Genomic DNA, 17470 nt, shown 5'->3' with positions numbered 1-17470 from the left:
CCAGTATGTCTTTATTTGCCCGCTTTGCCGCTGCTGCCGTGATCGCATGTAACGTCAGCCTGCCCGCCGCAGCGCAAGATGATACGCTTGCCATTTCTGTCACATTCGGCCCAACCGCCGAAGTGCCTGACCCGCGCGCAGGTTACAACGGTTGGATGTCCAACCAGACAGGTGTGACGGAAACGCTGATGGGCATTGATTATGACCTCAATCTCTTCCCTCGATTGGCCGAGAGCATCGAGCAGACGGCACCGACGACGTGGCGTGTGACGTTGCGGACAGGCCTTGTCTTTCACGATGGCTCCCCGGTGACCGCGCAGGCCGTCATCGACGCGATTGCGCCGATTTCGGATGAAAACGATCCGGCGTTCAACAAGCGCATTGCGGGTGTGCTTGATCTGGCGGGGATGTCTGCTGACGGCGACAGCGTTGTGGTGTTCGAGACAAACAGCCCCAATGCGGCGTTCCAATGGAGCCTGTCCGATCCGGGTGTGGCCATTCTCGGCGCGCCCTCAGAGGCCTTCCCGATCAATGCAACTGGGCCATATATTTTCCGTGAAGCTGTGCCTGAACAGCTTTACCGTGTTGAGGCGAACGCGGATTACCGGCTGGGCGAACCAGGCTTTGATGAAGTGCGCGTCGTTGCGTCCCCGGACCCCGCTACGGCGTCGCTGGCCTTTGAGGCTGGCGATGTTGATATGGTAATCAACTATCCCGAGACAGATTTTGCGCGTATTCAGGAAACCGGCGCTCAAGGCTTTACGGCCCCCACGGCGCGGCTTTATTTTTATTCGATGAACACGGCATCGGGTCCACTGGCAAACCCGCTGATCCGTCAGGCCGTGTCTTTGGCCATCGACCGTGACGGCATTGTCGAGGCTGTGTTGTCCGGCGTGGGCGGCGTGCCCGCGGGCACCATCTATCCGGCAGGCAAAAGCTGGGCTGCCGATATCGCACCCACATATGACCCTGCGCGCGCCGAAGAACTGCTGGCAGAGGCCGGTGCGGTCAAGCAGGGCGGGGTCTGGATGCTGGATGGTGCACCCATCGAGATCGATATCCTGACCTATTCCTCGCGGGCAGCCCTGCCGCCGACAGCGGAGATCACGCAAGCCTTTCTGCAGCAGATTGGCATTACGGCACAGGTGAAAGTCGGCGAATACGGTGCCAGCAACGAGGCGATGTTGGCGGGTGACGGCGACATGTTCCTGCAGGCTTGGGTGATGCTGCCGCAAGGTGATCCCGGATCGATCCTCGGGTTCCTCTTGGCCAGTGATGGTGGATCAAACGCGGGCCGCTATGCGAACCCCGCGATGGATGCCCTTCTGGTGAGCGGTCAAACCACGTTCGAACAAGCAGAGCGTGAAAGGATTTACGACGAGGTTCAGCAGATCATCGCGACAGACGTACCGCTCCTCCCGGTGTTTCATGTCAGCCAGGCTGTGGTCGCCAAGGCAGGTCTGACTGGCTACCGTGTGCATCCGACCGAAACCTATTGGATCACGCACGAGACACGCTTCGCCGAATGACAATCGCCGCACGTGGCCTGAGCGCAGAGCGCTCGGGCCGTACCATTCTATTTCCCACGAATTTGGACCTCAAGCCCGGCGAGCGTGTCGGGCTTGTCGGTGCTTCGGGGTCCGGAAAATCGACCCTCGGGCATGTGCTTATCGATACCCTGCGCGCGCAAGGTTCCAGCGTGGCCCATGTGCCGCAAAGCCCGGATGAGGCACTTGATCCCTTGCGATCCATGGCCTTTCATTGGCGCGAGGCAGAGCGGGCTTTAAGCCTTGTCCCGGACGATGCGCGCCGCGAAGTCCTGTTCAGTGCTCTTCACATCGAACGAGGCGATCTGCGCAAACGTCCCTGGGGCTGGAGCCGGGGCATGCAGCAACGCTTTGTCATTGCCATGGCATTGATCGGGACGCCGGATTTGCTGGTCATGGACGAACCCACATCTGCGCTGGACCCGGTGGTGGCGGCAGGGACGATGGACCTGCTTGAGGCTTACCTTAGGGATCGGCAGACCGCGCTTTTGCTTATCACACATGATCTGGGGCTTGCCGCGCGGCGGGTGTCCCGACTGATGGTGATGGAGGCGGGGCGGATCGTGGAGGATGCCCCGACAACACGGTTTCTATCCGCACCAGAAACGCAGGCGGCGAAAGCCCTGTGCGCGCATCGCAACTGGCTGAAACTGCCGTGCTCAAGGTTGATGACATCTCGGTCAGGCGTGGTGTAACGACCACGCTGCAAGACGTTTCCTTTTCGCTCGCATCGGGGCGTGCATTGGCCGTGGTCGGGGAAAGCGGTGCGGGCAAGTCGACGTTGATCAGTGCGATCCTCGGGCTGGTCCGGTGCGCTTCTGGCCGAGTGGCCTGGAAAGACGCGCCCGTCTCACGGTGCTGTCCCGCCCTGGTCATGCAAGAACCACGCGCGGCCTTCAACCCGCGTCTATCTCTGCGGCGTTCCGTGATGGAACCCGTTGTGGCACAGAAGCTGGCGGTGGATGCGACCCGTCTGGACAGGCTGTGCGAAGCACTCGAAGTGCAACCAGAACTACTGGATCGCCGCCCTCATCAAATCTCCATCGGTCAGGCACAACGCGTAGGTATCCTTCGCGCATTGATTGCTGCCCCGCCACTGGTGCTATTTGACGAGCCGCTGTCGGCTCTGGACGCCGTCACGCAAAAACACACCGCGCGCTTGATTGCCGACGTGCAGGCGCAGGAAGGGTTCGCGGCGCTGATCGTGACACATGATCTGGGCTATGCCGCGTCCTTTGCGGACGAGATAGCTGTGCTGCGCGCAGGTCAGATTGAGGAATTTGCGGCAGCGCAGGCTTTTGTCCAAGCACCTCAGACTGCTTATGGACGCGCGCTGCGCGATGCGGCATTTGCTCTTGGCGCGCTGGAGCGGGTCGCGTGATCGGTTTTCTGGGTGGGCTGCTTCTGCGCGCGGTCGTGGTGTTGACTGGAACGGCGCTCGCGACCTTTGCACTTTTGTGGCACGCGCCGGGCGATCCTGCGCTTTCAATTGCGGAGGCCCGCTATGGAACCGTCGTGTCAAAAGAAGTGCTGGATTTTATTCGTGCAGAGACAGGATTTGATGATGGTTTCTGGACGGCTTTCTGGGCGTGGCTTGCGCCACTCGTCCAGGGTGATTTTGGTCAGTCTTCCGTCAATGGCCGAGACGTCTGGCCGGATCTTGTCACGGCAATGTCCTATACCTTTCCGCTTGCTCTCGTCAGCTTGGGTATAGGTCTGGCTGTTTCGGTCCCGCTGGCGCTTATCGCCACACGTAGACCTGGCAGTTGGATGGATCGTGGAGCTGTTGCCCTTGCGTCTATTGGGGTGGCCATCCCGGCTTTCTGGCTTGGCTTGCTGCTGATCCTGCTCTTCGCCGTTCAGTTGGGGTGGCTGCCTGCAATGGGTGCCGAGACCATAGCGCACAGCATTTTGCCTGCTATGACACTGGGGTTTGGCGTGGCGGCGTCGCTTACGCGCATTATCCGCTCTGGAATTCTGGAGGCCCGTGGACAGCCTTTCTTGCCCGCGTTTCACCGGCGTGGGGTAGCAAGACGTGACATCGCACGCGACCACGTGGCTCCACACGCTGCTGTGCCGGTTGTCACGGTCCTTGGGTTGGAGCTTGCCTTCTTGCTGGAGGGGTTGGTCGTTGTCGAAGTGATTTTCGCGCGGCCCGGTCTTGGGAGCTTTCTGGTCAGCGCGATCTTTGCGCGCGATTTTCCAAAGGTGCAGGCGGTGGTGATCCTGGCTGCCGTGATCTTTGTGGTCGTAACCCTGGCGATCGATCTGATTTACCGCAGCCTCGATCCAAGAATGGACGGGCGCGATGCGTAGTGTCGGCGTTCTGATTGTCGTGTTGGTGTGTCTGGCGGTCTTCGGCCCTCTGCTCGCGCCCCATGATCCGACGGCGATTGACATTCCGGGCAGGCTCAGCCCGCCTGGCGGCGAATGGCTGCTGGGAACAGATGCGCTTGGCCGTGATATCCTGTCGAGACTTCTTCATGGCGCGCGCTGGTCCCTTGGGCTGGCCTTTCTGGTATCCCTCTTGGGTCTGATCATCGGGACGATCATCGGCTTGATTGCGGCTCAGGGCGGCAAGCTGGCAGACTGGATCGCCATGCGCACAACGGACACGTTTCTGGCTTTCCCCGAACTCATTGCCGCCGTTGTCATCGCCGGTGTCCTAGGTGCTGGCACCGGAACACTGATCTTTGCGCTGACGGTGACGGGTTGGATGCGCTATGCCCGCGTTGCGCGCGGCATTGGTCTTTCGGTCAGCAGCAGGGGATACGTGGTGCAAGCCCGGCTTGCAGGACTTTCACCACTGGCCATTGCGCGCTGGCATTACCTACCGTCGCTCCTGCCATCGTTGACGGTGGTCTGGACCGGCATGCTGGCCCGCGCGATCCTGGGCATTTCCACGCTTGGTTTTCTGGGCTTCGGCGTCCAACCCCCGATGCCGGAATGGGGCACAATGCTGCTGGACGCCCGCATTCACATGCGCTCCACCCCGTTGCAAATGATTTGGCCCGGACTGGCGGTCGTCATCTCCGTCCTGGCGATCAACCTCGCAGGCGATGCCCTGCGCGACGCGCTCGCCGAACAGGACGTCAAGGCGTGACCCGCACTGACAATCCAACACTTGGGATCGGACTACGCATCCTGTCGGGTGTCCTGTTCACCGGAATGGTTGTCTGCGTCAAAGCGCTGAGCGACGCTGCACCGCTTGGACAGATCGTATTCTTCCGATCTTTCTTTGCGCTCATCCCACTTGTGATTTTTCTGATGGTGCGCCACGAGTTTCCTGCAGGCCTGCGCACAACAAGACCTGTAGGACACTTGATACGCTCCTTCTTTGGGGCCGCGGCGATGTTCACGTCATTCGCGTCTGTGGCACTTCTTCCCCTTGCCGAAGCCGTTCTCTTGGCCCAACTCGCACCGGTTCTGACCGCGATCATCGCCGTGGTGGTCTTGTCAGAGCGGTTGACCCGTTGGCGTGTGATGGGGCTTGCCTTTGGCGTTGCAGGTGTACTGGTCCTTGTCTGGCCCGACATCGGCGGCGGCGTGGTCGACGCACGCCGGTTTCTTGGGATCGGTCTGGGGCTTCTTACAGCGCTCTTGACCGCTTTTGCGCTAATCATGGTGCGCAGCCTTACACGGACTGAAAGCCCCGGCGCTATCGCTTTGTACTTTGTGGTTGCCTCCATGGCGGGTGGAATTTTGACACTTCCATGGGGCTGGGCATTACCTGATACGCAGACTTTGATGTTGCTTGTGCTTGCAGGGTTCTTCGGTGGTTTTGCACATATCGCGATGACGTTGTCCTTCAGTTATGCGGAGGCATCCAGGCTTGCGCCGTTTGAATACATCACACTTCTCTGGCCCGTTCTGGCGGACCTCTTGATTTTCCGCCTGCCGCTTGCAACGAGTTTTGTGTTTGCGATGCCTCTCGTCTTGACGGGCGCTGCAATTGCAGCTTTTGAGAAGAGGCGAAGCTGAAACTAATTCGGTTAACGCGCTTCGGCTGAGCCCTTTTCCTTATGGCACTTGTGCTAGCTCATCATTGAAAATTCTACGACCTTTCTTTGCCTTCGCATAAATTGGTCGATCGGTGCCTCCGGAAAACAGGCTGGCGCGTGCTGGAGACATCACATCTCGCTTAAACAGCGTCCCCATCCTGTGACGGGATCGACCGAACGTGGCTCGTCTGCTGGTACTTCGCCGCACTTGGCACGAACGGCAGCTATTTCTGCTGCGGTTCACCAAGAACAATCACTTCATGAGGGAAATTCTACGCTGCGAGCGCACGTAGCATCAATTGCGAATTCACGGGTTGGGCTGGCAGCAGTCATCTGGCGTTTACGATATGGCTTGGTCGTCGTTGTGCGGCGTCCAGGTGCGGCTATGCGGGACAGAACTGCCGTTTGTGGCCGAAGTAGCAATGGCAGCTTTCGCCAGCCAATTCTTACGTGTGACCTCCTATCTGGATTAGAACTGCCTTTTTGGCTAACCTTTCAGTTGAATTAGGGAGGTTAGGCTTTGGAACGACGCCTCACCGCGATAATGGCTGCAGACGTAGTGGGCTACAGTCGGCTCATTCGGGAGAATGAAGCGGGTACTCTGGCCTCCATCAAGGAACATCGTGAAGAGCTGATAGAGCCTGTCGTTTCAGCCCGAAACGGCCGCATCGTCAAATTGATGGGCGATGGTCTGTTGATCGAATTTGCCAGCGCCGTTGAAGCGGTGCAATGCGCGATAGAGTTTCAATACTTCATCGGGTTGAAAAGCGAAGATACTACGAAAAACAACCAGATACACTACCGCATTGGGATTAACATCGGCGACATCGTGGTTGAGAACGATGACATCTACGGGGACGGTGTAAACGTCGCTTCGCGGCTGGAAGGTCTGGCGGTGCCCGGTGGTATCTATATGGCGGCCAACGTATTTGATCAGGTCAAAGACAAACTCGACCTCACCATCGAAGACCTTGGACCGCACGACGTCAAGAACATCGACGAACCCATTAATGTTTTCAGCCTGTTGCTTGACGAAAAAGCAAAGGCTCTCGTGTCCACCATGCCCCAGCCCATTGCACCAGCACGTCGGTCATGGTTGGTCGGTGCCATCGTCGCTCTTGCAGTTGCGATCGGGGGGATGGTCTTGTGGCAAATTTGGGATCCTTCGAGCCAATCCCCCGATACGGTCGACCTTGCCGCGGTTCCGTCGGTTGGCAAACCATCAATCGCCGTTCTTGCATTCGACAATTTGAACAGTGATCCGGAACATGACTACCTGAGCGACAGCTTCAGCGAGAATATCATCACTGCGCTGTCGCGTTTTGTCGACTTCTTCGTCATCTCCCGCAATTCGACATTTACCTACAAGGACCAGCCGGTAAAGGTCCAACAGGTGGCCGAGGAACTGGGTGTTCGCTATGTCGTGGAGGGCAGCATCCAAATATCGGGAGACAAGTTGCGTGTCACAGCGCAATTGGTCGACGCAACCAACGGCAAGCACCTATGGGCAGAAAGCTACGACCGCAACCTGGAGGACATTTTCTCCGTTCAAGACGAGGTCACCCGAACGATCGCGCTCACCCTCAATGAAAACATCGACCTGGCGGAGTATGACCGGCTCAAACACCAACCCACTGACAATCTAGGTGCATACGAACTTTTTAAGCGTGCGCAGGAACAGTCGTTCACCTTCACGAAAGGAGGCAACATTCGTGCGATGGAATTGAGCAGGAAGGCAATCGATCTCGATCCTGACTTTGCAAGCGCATATATCGAACTCGCCTGGACCCATAACTTCGGCTACCGCTGGGGGTGGACTGAAATCACGCCAAGGGAGGAATCTTTGGCGCTCGCATTTGAAATGGCCAGGAAAGCGATAAAGCTGGAGCCATACAATTTCAAAGCGCACCAGGTTTTGGCAAGTATTACGGTACAAACCGGCGACCTTGAAAAGGCCGCATCCATTTTCGAGAAGGCGATATCGTTAAACCCGAACTCTGCTCAGGTACTCGCCGATTCCATTGATCCGCTGGTCTACGGGGGAAGGGCCGGAGAAGCCGTGGAAAGGATGCAGGCCGCAATACGCCTCAATCCGCATCACCCGGACTGGTATCTATGGAACCTTGGTTGGGCCCAATACTTTGCGCAAGACTACGAAGGCGCGCTCGCCTCGATAGAGAAGATGAACGGGATCCCCGATCGCCTCAGACGTACCCTTGCACCGATTTTGCTGCGGCTGGGCCGGGAAGAAGAGGCGCGCACCATGATGGATGAATTCCTGAGAGACAATCCCGGCTACGATATTGAAGAAGCGCAATCTGCTCCGTTCACCGACGAGGAATACCACAATCGCTGGCTGGACGATTTGCGAACGTTGGGGGTTCCGTAAGTCGCGTCTTGGTGGCGGCTGCTCGTGAAGGCAAGAATAATCAGTGAGGGCTTCGCAATGATTTCACCTTTTGGTTTAATCCCGAGGTAGGTGAGGTGCCCGGCCCGGAACATGCGCTTATCGCGCGTTTTGGTATGCGTTTGGCTGCCCTCGCTCATCTGGCGCGCCAAACGGATATTGGCATTCTTGATCCGACGAACTCCAGCAAAGCTCCAGAAACAAAAAAGGGAGCGGCACCGCTCCCTTTCTCATTCTCTTGTTGGGCTTATGCGCCAACATCAGCGCACCGCCAAGCAACTCTTCAACTGGGCCGCTCCGCAAAGCTCAGCCCGATGAACTCCGGCGTGTGATCGCCCAGACCGACAACCTTGTTGTCCCGTCCGCTACCACCGTCACGCCCGCGGCCACGACCCCCGCGCGACCGGCGCTTGTCTTCGCCACGGGGCTTGTCGGCCTGCTCCACTGGCGCGTCGGCTTGTTGCGCGTCAGCCTCGACAGCAGGGGCGTCGTCTTTCTTGCGGCTGCGGCGGCGGGATTTGGGCTTGTCCTCTTGCGGTGCTGCCTCCTCGCCCGGGGCAGTCTCCGCCGCTGGGTCCTCATCGGTTTTCACCTTGCGGGACCGGCTGCGCGACTTGGGCTTTTCGTCAGCCTGCATCGGCGCGTCTTCGGTTTTGTTCCCGCCCAGCGGGTTATCCAGGCGCGGGATCGCGTTTTGCACCAACCGCTCCACGTCTTCCAAATTCCGCTCATCGCGCGGCACGCAGATCATGATGGCGGTGCCATCGCGGCCGGCGCGGCCCGTGCGGCCAATCCGGTGCACGTAGTCTTCGGCGTGGCTTGGCACATCGAAGTTGAAGACGTGGGATACCGCAGGGACATCAAGTCCGCGCGCGGCCACATCAGAGGCGACGAGAAAGCGCAGGTCACCGCCCCGGAAACCGTCCAAGGTCCGTGTTCGCTGGCTCTGATCCAGATCGCCATGGATCGGGGCGGCGTCATAACCGTATTTCTTGAGCGATTTGGCCACCACGTCCACATCCGTCTTGCGGTTGCAGAAAATGATGGCATTCGTGCATTTTTCGCCCTCGGCATCGATGATCGCGCGCAGCACCTTGCGCTTTTCCGACCCTTCGCGGTCCTTGCGAGAGGCTTTGAACATCACCACGCCCTGGGTGATGTTTTCGCTTGTGGTGGCCTGACGTGCAACTTCCACGCGGGCGGGATTACTGAGGAAGGTATTGGTGATCCGTTCAATCTCTGGCGCCATGGTGGCGGAGAAGAACAACGTCTGGCGGGTAAACGGCGTGAGGCCGAAAATGCGTTCGATATCAGGGATGAAGCCCATGTCGAGCATCCGGTCGGCTTCGTCCACCACCATGACTTTCACGTCATTGAGGATCAGCTTGCCCCGCTCGAAATGGTCAAGCAGGCGGCCCGGTGTGGCGATCAGCACGTCGACGCCCTTGTCGATAAGCGTGTCCTGTTCCTTGAACGACACGCCGCCAATCAGCAGCGCCTTGGTCAGCTTCACGTGCTTGGAATAGGTGTCGAAATTCTCTGCCACCTGCGCGGCGAGTTCCCGCGTCGGGCAAAGCACCAAAGACCGCGGCATGCGCGCGCGCGCCCGGCCACGCGCAAGCTGCGTGATCATGGGCAGCGTGAAGCTGGCGGTCTTGCCGGTGCCGGTCTGGGCGATGCCCAGAACGTCACGGCCTTCCAGCGCCGGGGGGATGGCACCCGCCTGGATGGGGGTGGGGGATTCGTACCCGGCCTCTTGAACGGCTTTGAGTACTTTGGGATTCAGTTTCAGATCGGTAAATTTGGTCATATATGTCCGGTACATGCGGACACATCTTGGCCCGCGGCAGCTTTGCGTGGGGGCCCGCATGGCCCAAGGCGATGCCACGCACCGCTCCACAATGGCGCGACATAGCAAGATTGTGCAGTGTGGTCAAACGGATGCGCTGTCAGTCGGTCCAATTGGGAAAATGTGTGAACAGTGTTGCATCCAAATCCAGATTGATGTGCCTGAGCAGCCCTTTTTCGTCCAATTTCGCCCGTAATGCGGGCGTGTCGGCGCAAACTTCGTCAAAGAACGCCCGCAGCCCGGGCGTCCCGTCTTCGGCTTCGATCGCCGCGAAAAGCTCGTGCATGCTTATCCCGCCCTTGTCGCGGGGGCGGTTGGGGCCAAGTTCGGCACGGTAGGAGCCCTTTTCCAGCCGGTAGCGGTAGGCGGCGTGCCAGTCGTCCCATGTTTTCGCGTGGCAATGGGCCAGATCGAGGCCCGGCAGGTGATCCGCGCCTTTCAGTTCTTCACCATCCTGAAAGGCGTTGTGGATCTTGATCTTCACCCCCGCCATGCCGGTGCGGACGAAAGCCTTGCCCGCCAGATGGCTGAGGAAACCGCCCTTCACGTAATCCCCGTATTGAGGATAAAGCGCGCGCACGATCCGCTCCCGATCCCGGCCCGGCGGAATGAATGCCTTGAACGCGGTGCCATCCCCGGAAAGCTGTTCCATCGGGCGGATACGTAGGATGGGCATATCTGTGCCGATATGTGTCAGGTGATCGGTAACAGGGCGGTCGGACACCACAAATTCGTCCACATCCATGTGGATCAGCCAATCCACCTCGGGCCGGCGGTTGTAGGCATGGGTGGCGTTCAGCGTCTGGCGCAACTGGTGTTTCGCGGGCCGTCCGCCGTTCACCTTGTCCCAATGCGCCTGATCGCAGACCGTGACGCGCACTTTCGGATGCGCCTGCAGATGAGGCATCGCCGGTGCACAGGGCGCGTCGAGATAGAGGTAGAGCCGATGCGCGCCCGCCTCCAGATGGTAGGCGGCAAAGGCAAGGATGTCGCGGGCCGGAGCGAGGATCGTGGCGCTGATACCCCAGGTCGCGGTCATGCCTTGCCGTCCCGCGCGCGGCGCAGCTTTTTCAGTTCCTGCACACGGGCAAAGATGCTGCGCGGATCGGTCATCACCATGTTCAGCATGGCCATGCCGAGGGGGCGAATGGTGCTGTCGCGTTCACACAACTGCCAGATGCGGGCCAGCATGATCTGGTCCAGATCACCGCCCTTGTAGGAATAGGGCGGCATGCCGAAGGCCACGGGAAACCGCTTGCGCGCCTTCATGGCCCGGAACGGACGGCGGCCCGGTTGGCCGGACAGGCGGCGTTCGCTGTCGTGCAGTTTGATGCTGTCAAACAGGATCGACAGCGCCATGCCACAGGCGCGCTGATCCCCGGTACGGCCGATGTCGGAGAAGGTGGTGGCGGTGGAGATCATCCAGCGGACGGTCAGCATCGGGGCCAGCCTGTCACCGTGTTCGTCCCAGATGCGGAAAAACAGCGTCAACGCATCGGCGGGCGGATCGTCGCGGCGGGAGATGGCAATCAGCATCGCATGCAGGTGCAGGATCCGGGGCTGGCCTTCGAAGGTGCCCTGCAGTTGGGCCCATTTGCGCGCAGCGGTGTATCGCGTGATGTCCTTGTAGGGCTGGGCAGGGGCGGCGGTTGGCTGGTTGAACATTGGGGCCAGATCGACATCGGGCGGCGGCAGGACAGCTTCAATACCGTCAAATCGCCGCTGGCGCGTTTCAAGCGCTTTCATCAGCTTGGCAAAGCCGCCCGGATAGAGGTCGGGCGTGTCGCTCACACCATCATTTCCTTGGTCGCGGTCAGGCGGACATCCGGATAATCGCGTTCCACCCGGTCGATATCCCATTGCAGACGGGTGAGGTAAACGATGTCGCCGTCGTGATCACGGGCGATATGCTGCTTGTTGCTTTCGGTAAATTTATCAACTGCTTGGCGGTCACCGTTCACCCAACGTGCGGAGGTGAACTGCGACGCTTCAAACCGCACGGGCAGGCCGTATTCCAGCTCAATCCGGGAGGCGAGCACTTCGAACTGCAACTGCCCGACGACGCCCACGACAAAACCTGACCCGATGGAGGGTTTGAAGACCTTTGCCGCCCCTTCCTCTGCAAATTGCATCAGGGCCTTTTCAAGGTGCTTGGACTTCAGCGGATCGCCCGCGCGCACCCCTTGCAGTAGTTCAGGCGCAAAGGACGGAATGCCGGTCACGCGCAACGCTTCGCCTTCGGTCAGGGTATCGCCGATGCGGAGTTGCCCGTGGTTCGGGATGCCGATGATATCGCCTGCCCATGCCTCTTCTGCCAGTTCGCGGTCAGAGGCGAGGAACATCACCGGGTTGCTGATCGTCATCGGTTTCTTGGATCGGACATGGGTCATCTTCATGCCGCGCTGGAAATGGCCCGAGGCAAGGCGCACGAACGCCACCCGGTCGCGGTGCTTGGGATCCATGTTCGCCTGCACCTTGAAGACAAAACCGGAAACCTTTGTTTCTTCCGGCAGGATCTGGCGCGGCTCCGCAGTCTGGATCTGTGGTTCGGGACCAAAACGGGCGATCCCTTCCATCAGTTCCTTCACCCCGAAGGAGTTGATGGCAGAACCGAACCAGATCGGCGTCAGGGAGCCTTCGGCCATCAGATCGGCATCGAGTGGCGGCATGAGTTCGCGCACCATCTCAAGGTCTTCGCGCAGCTTTTCCAACAATGCCTGCGGCACATGTTCGGCCAGTTTTGGGTCGTCCAGCCCGTTGATTTCAATGCTTTCGGCGACCTTGTTGCGATCCGCGCGGTCCATCAGTTCCAACCGGTCGCGCAGGATGTCGTAACACCCGATGAAGTCGCGCCCGATGCCGATGGGCCAGCTTGCCGGGGTCACGTCAATGGCAAGGTTTTCCTGAATTTCGTCAATGATCTCGAACACATCCCGGCTTTCGCGGTCCATCTTGTTACAGAAGGTCAGGATCGGCAGGTCGCGCATGCGGCAGACCTCAAAGAGTTTCTGCGTCTGGCTTTCCACGCCTTTCGCCCCGTCGATCACCATCACGGCAGCATCCACCGCCGTAAGCGTGCGGTAGGTGTCTTCAGAGAAATCGGAGTGGCCGGGTGTGTCCACCAGATTGAAGCGGAAGTTCTTGTCCCCGCTCAGAAAATCGAACGACATGGCAGAAGCGGAGACGGAAATGCCCCGGTCCTTTTCCATGGCCATGAAGTCGGACCGCGTGCGCCGCGCTTCGCCCTTGGCACGGACCTGTCCAGCCATCTGGATCGCCCCGCCGAACAGCAGGAACTTTTCGGTCAGCGTGGTCTTGCCCGCGTCCGGGTGGCTGATGATCGCAAAGGTGCGACGGCGCGCAATCTCGGGCGGCAAGGGGGGGCGGTTGTGTGAGGTATCCAGCATGGGGGGCGTATATCTTTTGGCCGGGGTCGCAGCAAGCGGGCTTAGCGCGCGCTGGCCTTGCGCAGCAGTTCCGCGGCATCAGGGCGCTTCAGCAGATTTTCGGACACGTCAAGGCCCGCGTGCGGCAGGTCGGAATGACCGGGAATGACTTCACCCATCGCGGCCGACATATCCTGCGGCAGAACGGCGCGCGTGCGCGTGTCGATCAGCATGGATTCCGCCGCAATGCCTTCGGCATAGATGATCTGGTGGCTGTCAAACAGGAGTTGGAAGTAGTCGACAAAGCCACCGTCCTGAACCCGCACGGTATCACCGTTCAATAGATGGCTGGCCTGCACCAGCAATTCGGACCGGCCCGCGCCGACTTCATCACTGCGTTGATAGATGAACAGGCGGTGTGTGGGGCTGACGATCAGGTCATGCGCGTTGTTGAGCGTGCCTGCGGCGATCAGAATGGGGGCGAAGGCCCCGACTGCGCGCAGGGTGCTTTGCCCGATCCAGCGGATCTGCTGCACGCCATCATCGCGGGTCAGGATGCGGTCGCCGACGACAAGATCCTCGATCAGCCGCTGTTCGCCAGAGGCCAGCGTGATGTGGGTACCGCGCGTGAAGGACACGCAGGCGACCTGCCCGAATTTCTGTTCCGCGGCGTCGGTGTCCACACCGACAAGTCGGTATTCTGTCTGCGCATCCAATCCGGCAAGAGGCAGCAGGAAAACCTGTGCCACCGCGCCGTCATCGTCCACTTCGACCATCAGCAGCGCTTCTTGCGTCTGGCCATCGGGGGACATGAACATCAGCGCACAATCAAGATGGATTTCCGCACCCGGTGTCCCGATGCGCGTGTCGTCGGCGACCCGGAACCGGGTCGGCCCCAAAGGCAGCAATGACAGGCGGTGCTGGGCTGCGTCGCGCTGCACCTCGTAGATGTCGTCAAGCACCAGTTCAGCCGCAAACGACAGGACATCGCCCATATTGGCCCCATCCGTTGCGCGAATGTCATCCGCCCGGTAAACCGGCACGCTTTGAGCGGGAGCAGGGCGGGTATGGGCCATGGGCTGTCCTGAAAAGATATCTGCAAGCAGAGACGTAGCGTAGGAATATGGCCCCTGTCGGTCAATACTGCGGCCTTGTGCTGGCATATGCCGGGGGGCGTGTTACCAATTGGCAAACAGCAAAGGGAATCGTGCGATGGATCTGGGGATCAAAGGAAAAAAGGCGCTGGTCTGCGCGGGCTCCAAGGGCCTTGGCTTGGGCTGTGCGGAGGCTTTGGCGGCGGCAGGCGTGGATCTTGTCCTGAACGCGCGGGGCGCCGAAGCGCTGGAGGCATCGGCAGAACGGCTGCGGCAGGATCACGGGGTCAGCGTGACAGCCATCGCGGCGGATATCGCCGCGCAGGAGGGCCAGGAATTAGTGCTGAAGGGGGCCGAAGGCGTTGATATTCTTGTCAATAACGCAGGCGGACCACCTCCGGGCATGTGGCACGATTGGGATCGGTCAGACTTCATCGCGGCGCTGGACGCCAACATGCTGGCACCGATCGCGATGATCAAGGGTCTGGTGCCTGCGATGATGGATCGCGGCTGGGGCCGAGTGGTGAACATCACCTCGCAGTCCGTGCGCGCGCCGATTGGCGTGCTGGGTCTGTCCAATGCCGCACGGACCGGGCTGACGGGCTATGTCGCGGGCACGTCGCGGCAGGTGGCGGGCAAGGGTGTGACCATCAACAACCTGCTGCCGGGCATCCATGCCACCGACCGCGCCGATGCGCTGGACGGGGCGGTGGTGCGGGACAAGGGCATCACGCTGGATGAGGCGCGCGCGGCACGACAGGCGACGATCCCCGCGGGCCGTTATGGCACCCGTGAGGAGTTCGGCCAGGCCTGCGCCTTCCTGTGTTCGGTGTATGCGGGGTTCATCGTGGGGCAGAACATCCTGCTGGATGGGGGCGGTACCAACATCACGATGTAGCGGCAAGGTGCTGTCATGGCTGAGAAATTCCTGCTTAAGGATCATCTGTTCAATGCACAAAGCATCGGGCAACTCGCGGCGGAATATGCCGCCGGTCTGCCGGGGTTTGACGCCGACCGGTTTGTCACGGAAACGCTTGACGGTTTTCCCGAACGCGAATTGCTGGCGCGGCTGGAATGGATTGCCGATTGTCTGGAGCCGCACCTGGCACCGGATTTTCCAACCATGGCGGACCAGCTGGAAGCCTGCATGCCGCCGCCGCTTGACCCGGCACTGCGGGATGATGATTTTGGTCAGTTCATCCATGCGGTTCCCGGCATCCTTGCGGTGCGGCATGGGCTTGAGGACCACTGCGCGCGGGCGCTGGACCTGATATACGCCGCCACGCAGCGGTTCTCCATGGAGTTCTACATCCGTCCCTTCCTGAACCGCTGGCCGGAAGAGACGCTGGCGCGGTTGGCGGTCTGGGCGGAAGACGAGAATTATCACGTCCGGCGACTGGTCAGCGAAGGCACGCGTCCGCGATTGCCATGGGCAAAGGCGGTCACGCTTGACACCGCGCAGCGGGTGCCCTTGCTGTCGGCCTTGCATGCGGATCCGACCCGGTTTGTCACGCGGTCCGTGGCCAACCACCTGAACGATATTACAAAAACCGATCCTGAACTGGTGCTGGGCCTGTTGAAGGACTGGGCGAAACAGGGGCGGCAAGATGCGAAAGAACTGGAGTGGATGACCCGCCACGCGCTGCGCACCTTGGTCAAGGCGGGCCACGCGGGGGCGCTTGCCCATCTTGGATATCGCGGCGACGTGGCCGTCAGGGCCAGCCTTGATCTGGGGCCGTCTGCCATTCCAATCGGAGCAGTCCTGCCGGTGCAATGCACCTTGAGCGCCGACGTCGATCTGCCGGTTCTTGTGGATTACCGCATCCGTTTTGTCCGTCCCGGGGGCAAAAGGGCGGAAAAGGTGTTCAAGCTGAAACAGGCAAGGATCACGGCCGGGAAACCGCTGACGCTGGGAAAGTCCCACAGGCTGAAGGGGGATGCGACGACCTTCACCCTGCATCCGGGCGTGCATCGGGTCTTCCTGCAGGTCAACGGGGTTGATGTGGCAGAGGCGTCCTTCACCCTGACGGCCTAATGCTTGCGGGGATGCGGCGGGGCTGATAGCTGCATCCCTGACTAAATCCATCGGATACCCATGCAGACCCTCACACCCCGTCTTCAGATCAAGGATTTGCGCCGCAGCTTTTCGGGCCGCACGGTCGTTGATGGGGTGTCGCTTGAGATCATGCCGGGGCAGGTCACCTGCCTGCTGGGGCCATCGGGGTGCGGCAAATCCACGACGCTTCGGATGATCGCAGGGGTGGAGATGCAGGACAGCGGCACGATCCACGTCGATGGCAAGCTGGTGTGCGATACCATCTTTCGCCTGCCGCCGGAACAGCGCGAAATCGGGCTGATGTTTCAGGATTTCGCCCTTTTTCCGCATCTGAGCGTGGCCGACAACGTGGGCTTTGGCCTGCGCGAAGGCAGCAGGGCGCAAAAGCGTGAGCGCGTCGCAGAGCTGCTGGACCGGGTGGACCTGTTGCGGTTCATAGACGGGTTCCCACATGAATTGTCGGGCGGAGAGCAACAGCGCGTGGCGCTGACCCGCGCGCTGGCCCCGCGCCCGCGCATCATGCTGATGGACGAGCCTTTCTCCGGCCTTGATAACCGCCTGCGGGACGGGATCCGCGATGACACGCTGGCGATCCTGAAGGAAGAGGACACCGCCGTTCTGCTGGTCACCCATGAACCTGAAGAGGCGATGCGCATGGCGGATGAAATCGCGTTGATGCGCGACGGCAGGATCGTGCAACAGGGAGCGCCTTATAACGTCTACACCCGGCCCATTGACCGCGCGGCTATTTCGTTCTTTTCGGATGCGAATGTGCTGAAGGCGACCGTGCAGGGCGCTTTGGCCCCGACCATTTTCGGGGATTTCCTGGCCCCCGGTGTGCCGGACGGGACGGAAGTTGATATTGTCTTTCGCCCGCAGCATCTGCGCATCGATTTCGACCGCGCCGGGCAGGGGCCGCGCCCCACGGCGACCGATGGCACCCCGGCGCGTGCGGTGGTGGCGCGGTCACGGTTTCTGGGGAATGAAAGCCTTGTGGAATTCGTGCTGGATCAGGACAGCACCACGTTGAAAGCCACGGTGCCGAACGTGTTCCTGCCGCAACCGGGGGCGGTGATGTGGCTGACGGTTCGGCGGGACCGGTGTTTTGTGTTTCCCAAAAACTGAGGAGA

Annotated in this window: 15 protein-coding genes; 10 read left to right on the top strand and 5 right to left on the bottom strand. The window is 60.3% G+C overall.

The window, feature by feature from the left end:
- Positions 1-5: 5 nt before the first annotated feature.
- The 7 genes from AB4X18_RS20300 (at position 6) to AB4X18_RS20270 (ending at position 7937) form a co-directional block, all read left to right on the top strand.
- A complete protein-coding gene (locus AB4X18_RS20300) occupies positions 6-1529 on the top strand; it encodes an ABC transporter substrate-binding protein (protein WP_370401768.1) in 1524 nt (507 codons plus the stop codon).
- Positions 1526-2242 (top strand): ATP-binding cassette domain-containing protein, encoded by a 717-nt coding sequence (locus AB4X18_RS20295; protein WP_370401767.1) that lies wholly within the window; start codon positions 1526-1528, stop codon positions 2240-2242. The genes AB4X18_RS20300 and AB4X18_RS20295 overlap by 4 nt, the downstream gene beginning before the upstream one ends.
- Entirely contained in the window at positions 2203-2928 is a 726-nt protein-coding gene (locus AB4X18_RS20290) for an ABC transporter ATP-binding protein (RefSeq protein ID WP_370401766.1), read from the top strand. The genes AB4X18_RS20295 and AB4X18_RS20290 overlap by 40 nt, the downstream gene beginning before the upstream one ends.
- Positions 2925-3863 (top strand): ABC transporter permease, encoded by a 939-nt coding sequence (locus tag AB4X18_RS20285; RefSeq protein ID WP_370401765.1) that lies wholly within the window; start codon positions 2925-2927, stop codon positions 3861-3863. Before AB4X18_RS20290 ends, AB4X18_RS20285 begins: the two co-directional genes overlap by 4 nt.
- On the top strand, positions 3856-4650 hold the full coding sequence (locus AB4X18_RS20280; RefSeq protein ID WP_370401764.1) for an ABC transporter permease: 795 nt from the start codon (positions 3856-3858) through the stop codon (positions 4648-4650). Before AB4X18_RS20285 ends, AB4X18_RS20280 begins: the two co-directional genes overlap by 8 nt.
- Positions 4647-5528: a DMT family transporter gene (locus AB4X18_RS20275; protein WP_370401763.1), complete on the top strand. Its 882-nt coding sequence runs from the start codon at positions 4647-4649 to the stop codon at positions 5526-5528. The genes AB4X18_RS20280 and AB4X18_RS20275 overlap by 4 nt, the downstream gene beginning before the upstream one ends.
- A gap of 540 nt (positions 5529-6068) precedes the next feature.
- On the top strand, positions 6069-7937 hold the full coding sequence (locus AB4X18_RS20270; RefSeq protein ID WP_432816964.1) for an adenylate/guanylate cyclase domain-containing protein: 1869 nt from the start codon (positions 6069-6071) through the stop codon (positions 7935-7937).
- A gap of 301 nt (positions 7938-8238) precedes the next feature.
- Here AB4X18_RS20270 and AB4X18_RS20265 read toward each other — a convergent pair whose 3' ends face one another.
- The 5 genes from AB4X18_RS20265 to AB4X18_RS20245 all read right to left on the bottom strand — a co-directional run bounded on the left by AB4X18_RS20265 (position 8239) and on the right by AB4X18_RS20245 (position 14266).
- Positions 8239-9765, bottom strand: coding sequence for a DEAD/DEAH box helicase (locus AB4X18_RS20265; protein ID WP_370401761.1), 1527 nt, complete (start codon positions 9763-9765; stop codon positions 8239-8241).
- A gap of 139 nt (positions 9766-9904) precedes the next feature.
- Positions 9905-10843, bottom strand: a complete 939-nt coding sequence (locus AB4X18_RS20260; protein WP_432816963.1) for a glycosyltransferase family 2 protein — start codon at positions 10841-10843, stop codon at positions 9905-9907.
- On the bottom strand, positions 10840-11595 hold the full coding sequence (locus tag AB4X18_RS20255; RefSeq protein WP_370401759.1) for a hypothetical protein: 756 nt from the start codon (positions 11593-11595) through the stop codon (positions 10840-10842). Before AB4X18_RS20255 ends, AB4X18_RS20260 begins: the two co-directional genes overlap by 4 nt.
- Positions 11592-13211: a peptide chain release factor 3 gene (locus tag AB4X18_RS20250; protein ID WP_432816962.1), complete on the bottom strand. Its 1620-nt coding sequence runs from the start codon at positions 13209-13211 to the stop codon at positions 11592-11594. The genes AB4X18_RS20255 and AB4X18_RS20250 overlap by 4 nt, the downstream gene beginning before the upstream one ends.
- 41 nt (positions 13212-13252) lie before the next feature.
- Complete coding sequence (locus tag AB4X18_RS20245) at positions 13253-14266, bottom strand: Hint domain-containing protein (RefSeq protein WP_370401758.1); 1014 nt, start codon at positions 14264-14266, stop codon at positions 13253-13255.
- A 136-nt stretch (positions 14267-14402) separates the two neighbouring features.
- On the opposite strand from AB4X18_RS20245, the gene AB4X18_RS20240 reads away from it, so the two are divergent.
- Genes AB4X18_RS20240 through AB4X18_RS20230 form a run of 3 tightly spaced genes read left to right on the top strand, consistent with a single transcriptional unit; the run spans position 14403 to position 17465 of the window.
- Positions 14403-15182, top strand: a complete 780-nt coding sequence (locus AB4X18_RS20240; protein ID WP_370401757.1) for an SDR family oxidoreductase — start codon at positions 14403-14405, stop codon at positions 15180-15182.
- Between the two features lie 15 nt (positions 15183-15197).
- A complete protein-coding gene (locus tag AB4X18_RS20235) occupies positions 15198-16319 on the top strand; it encodes a DNA alkylation repair protein (RefSeq protein WP_370401756.1) in 1122 nt (373 codons plus the stop codon).
- 60 nt (positions 16320-16379) lie between these two features.
- Positions 16380-17465: an ABC transporter ATP-binding protein gene (locus AB4X18_RS20230; RefSeq protein WP_370401755.1), complete on the top strand. Its 1086-nt coding sequence runs from the start codon at positions 16380-16382 to the stop codon at positions 17463-17465.
- Positions 17466-17470 lie beyond the last annotated feature (5 nt).

The sequence above is a fragment of the Sulfitobacter rhodophyticola genome (genome assembly GCF_041281685.2).
GTDB lineage: Bacteria > Pseudomonadota > Alphaproteobacteria > Rhodobacterales > Rhodobacteraceae > Sulfitobacter.
This window is presented reverse-complemented; position numbering and strand designations above follow the sequence as displayed.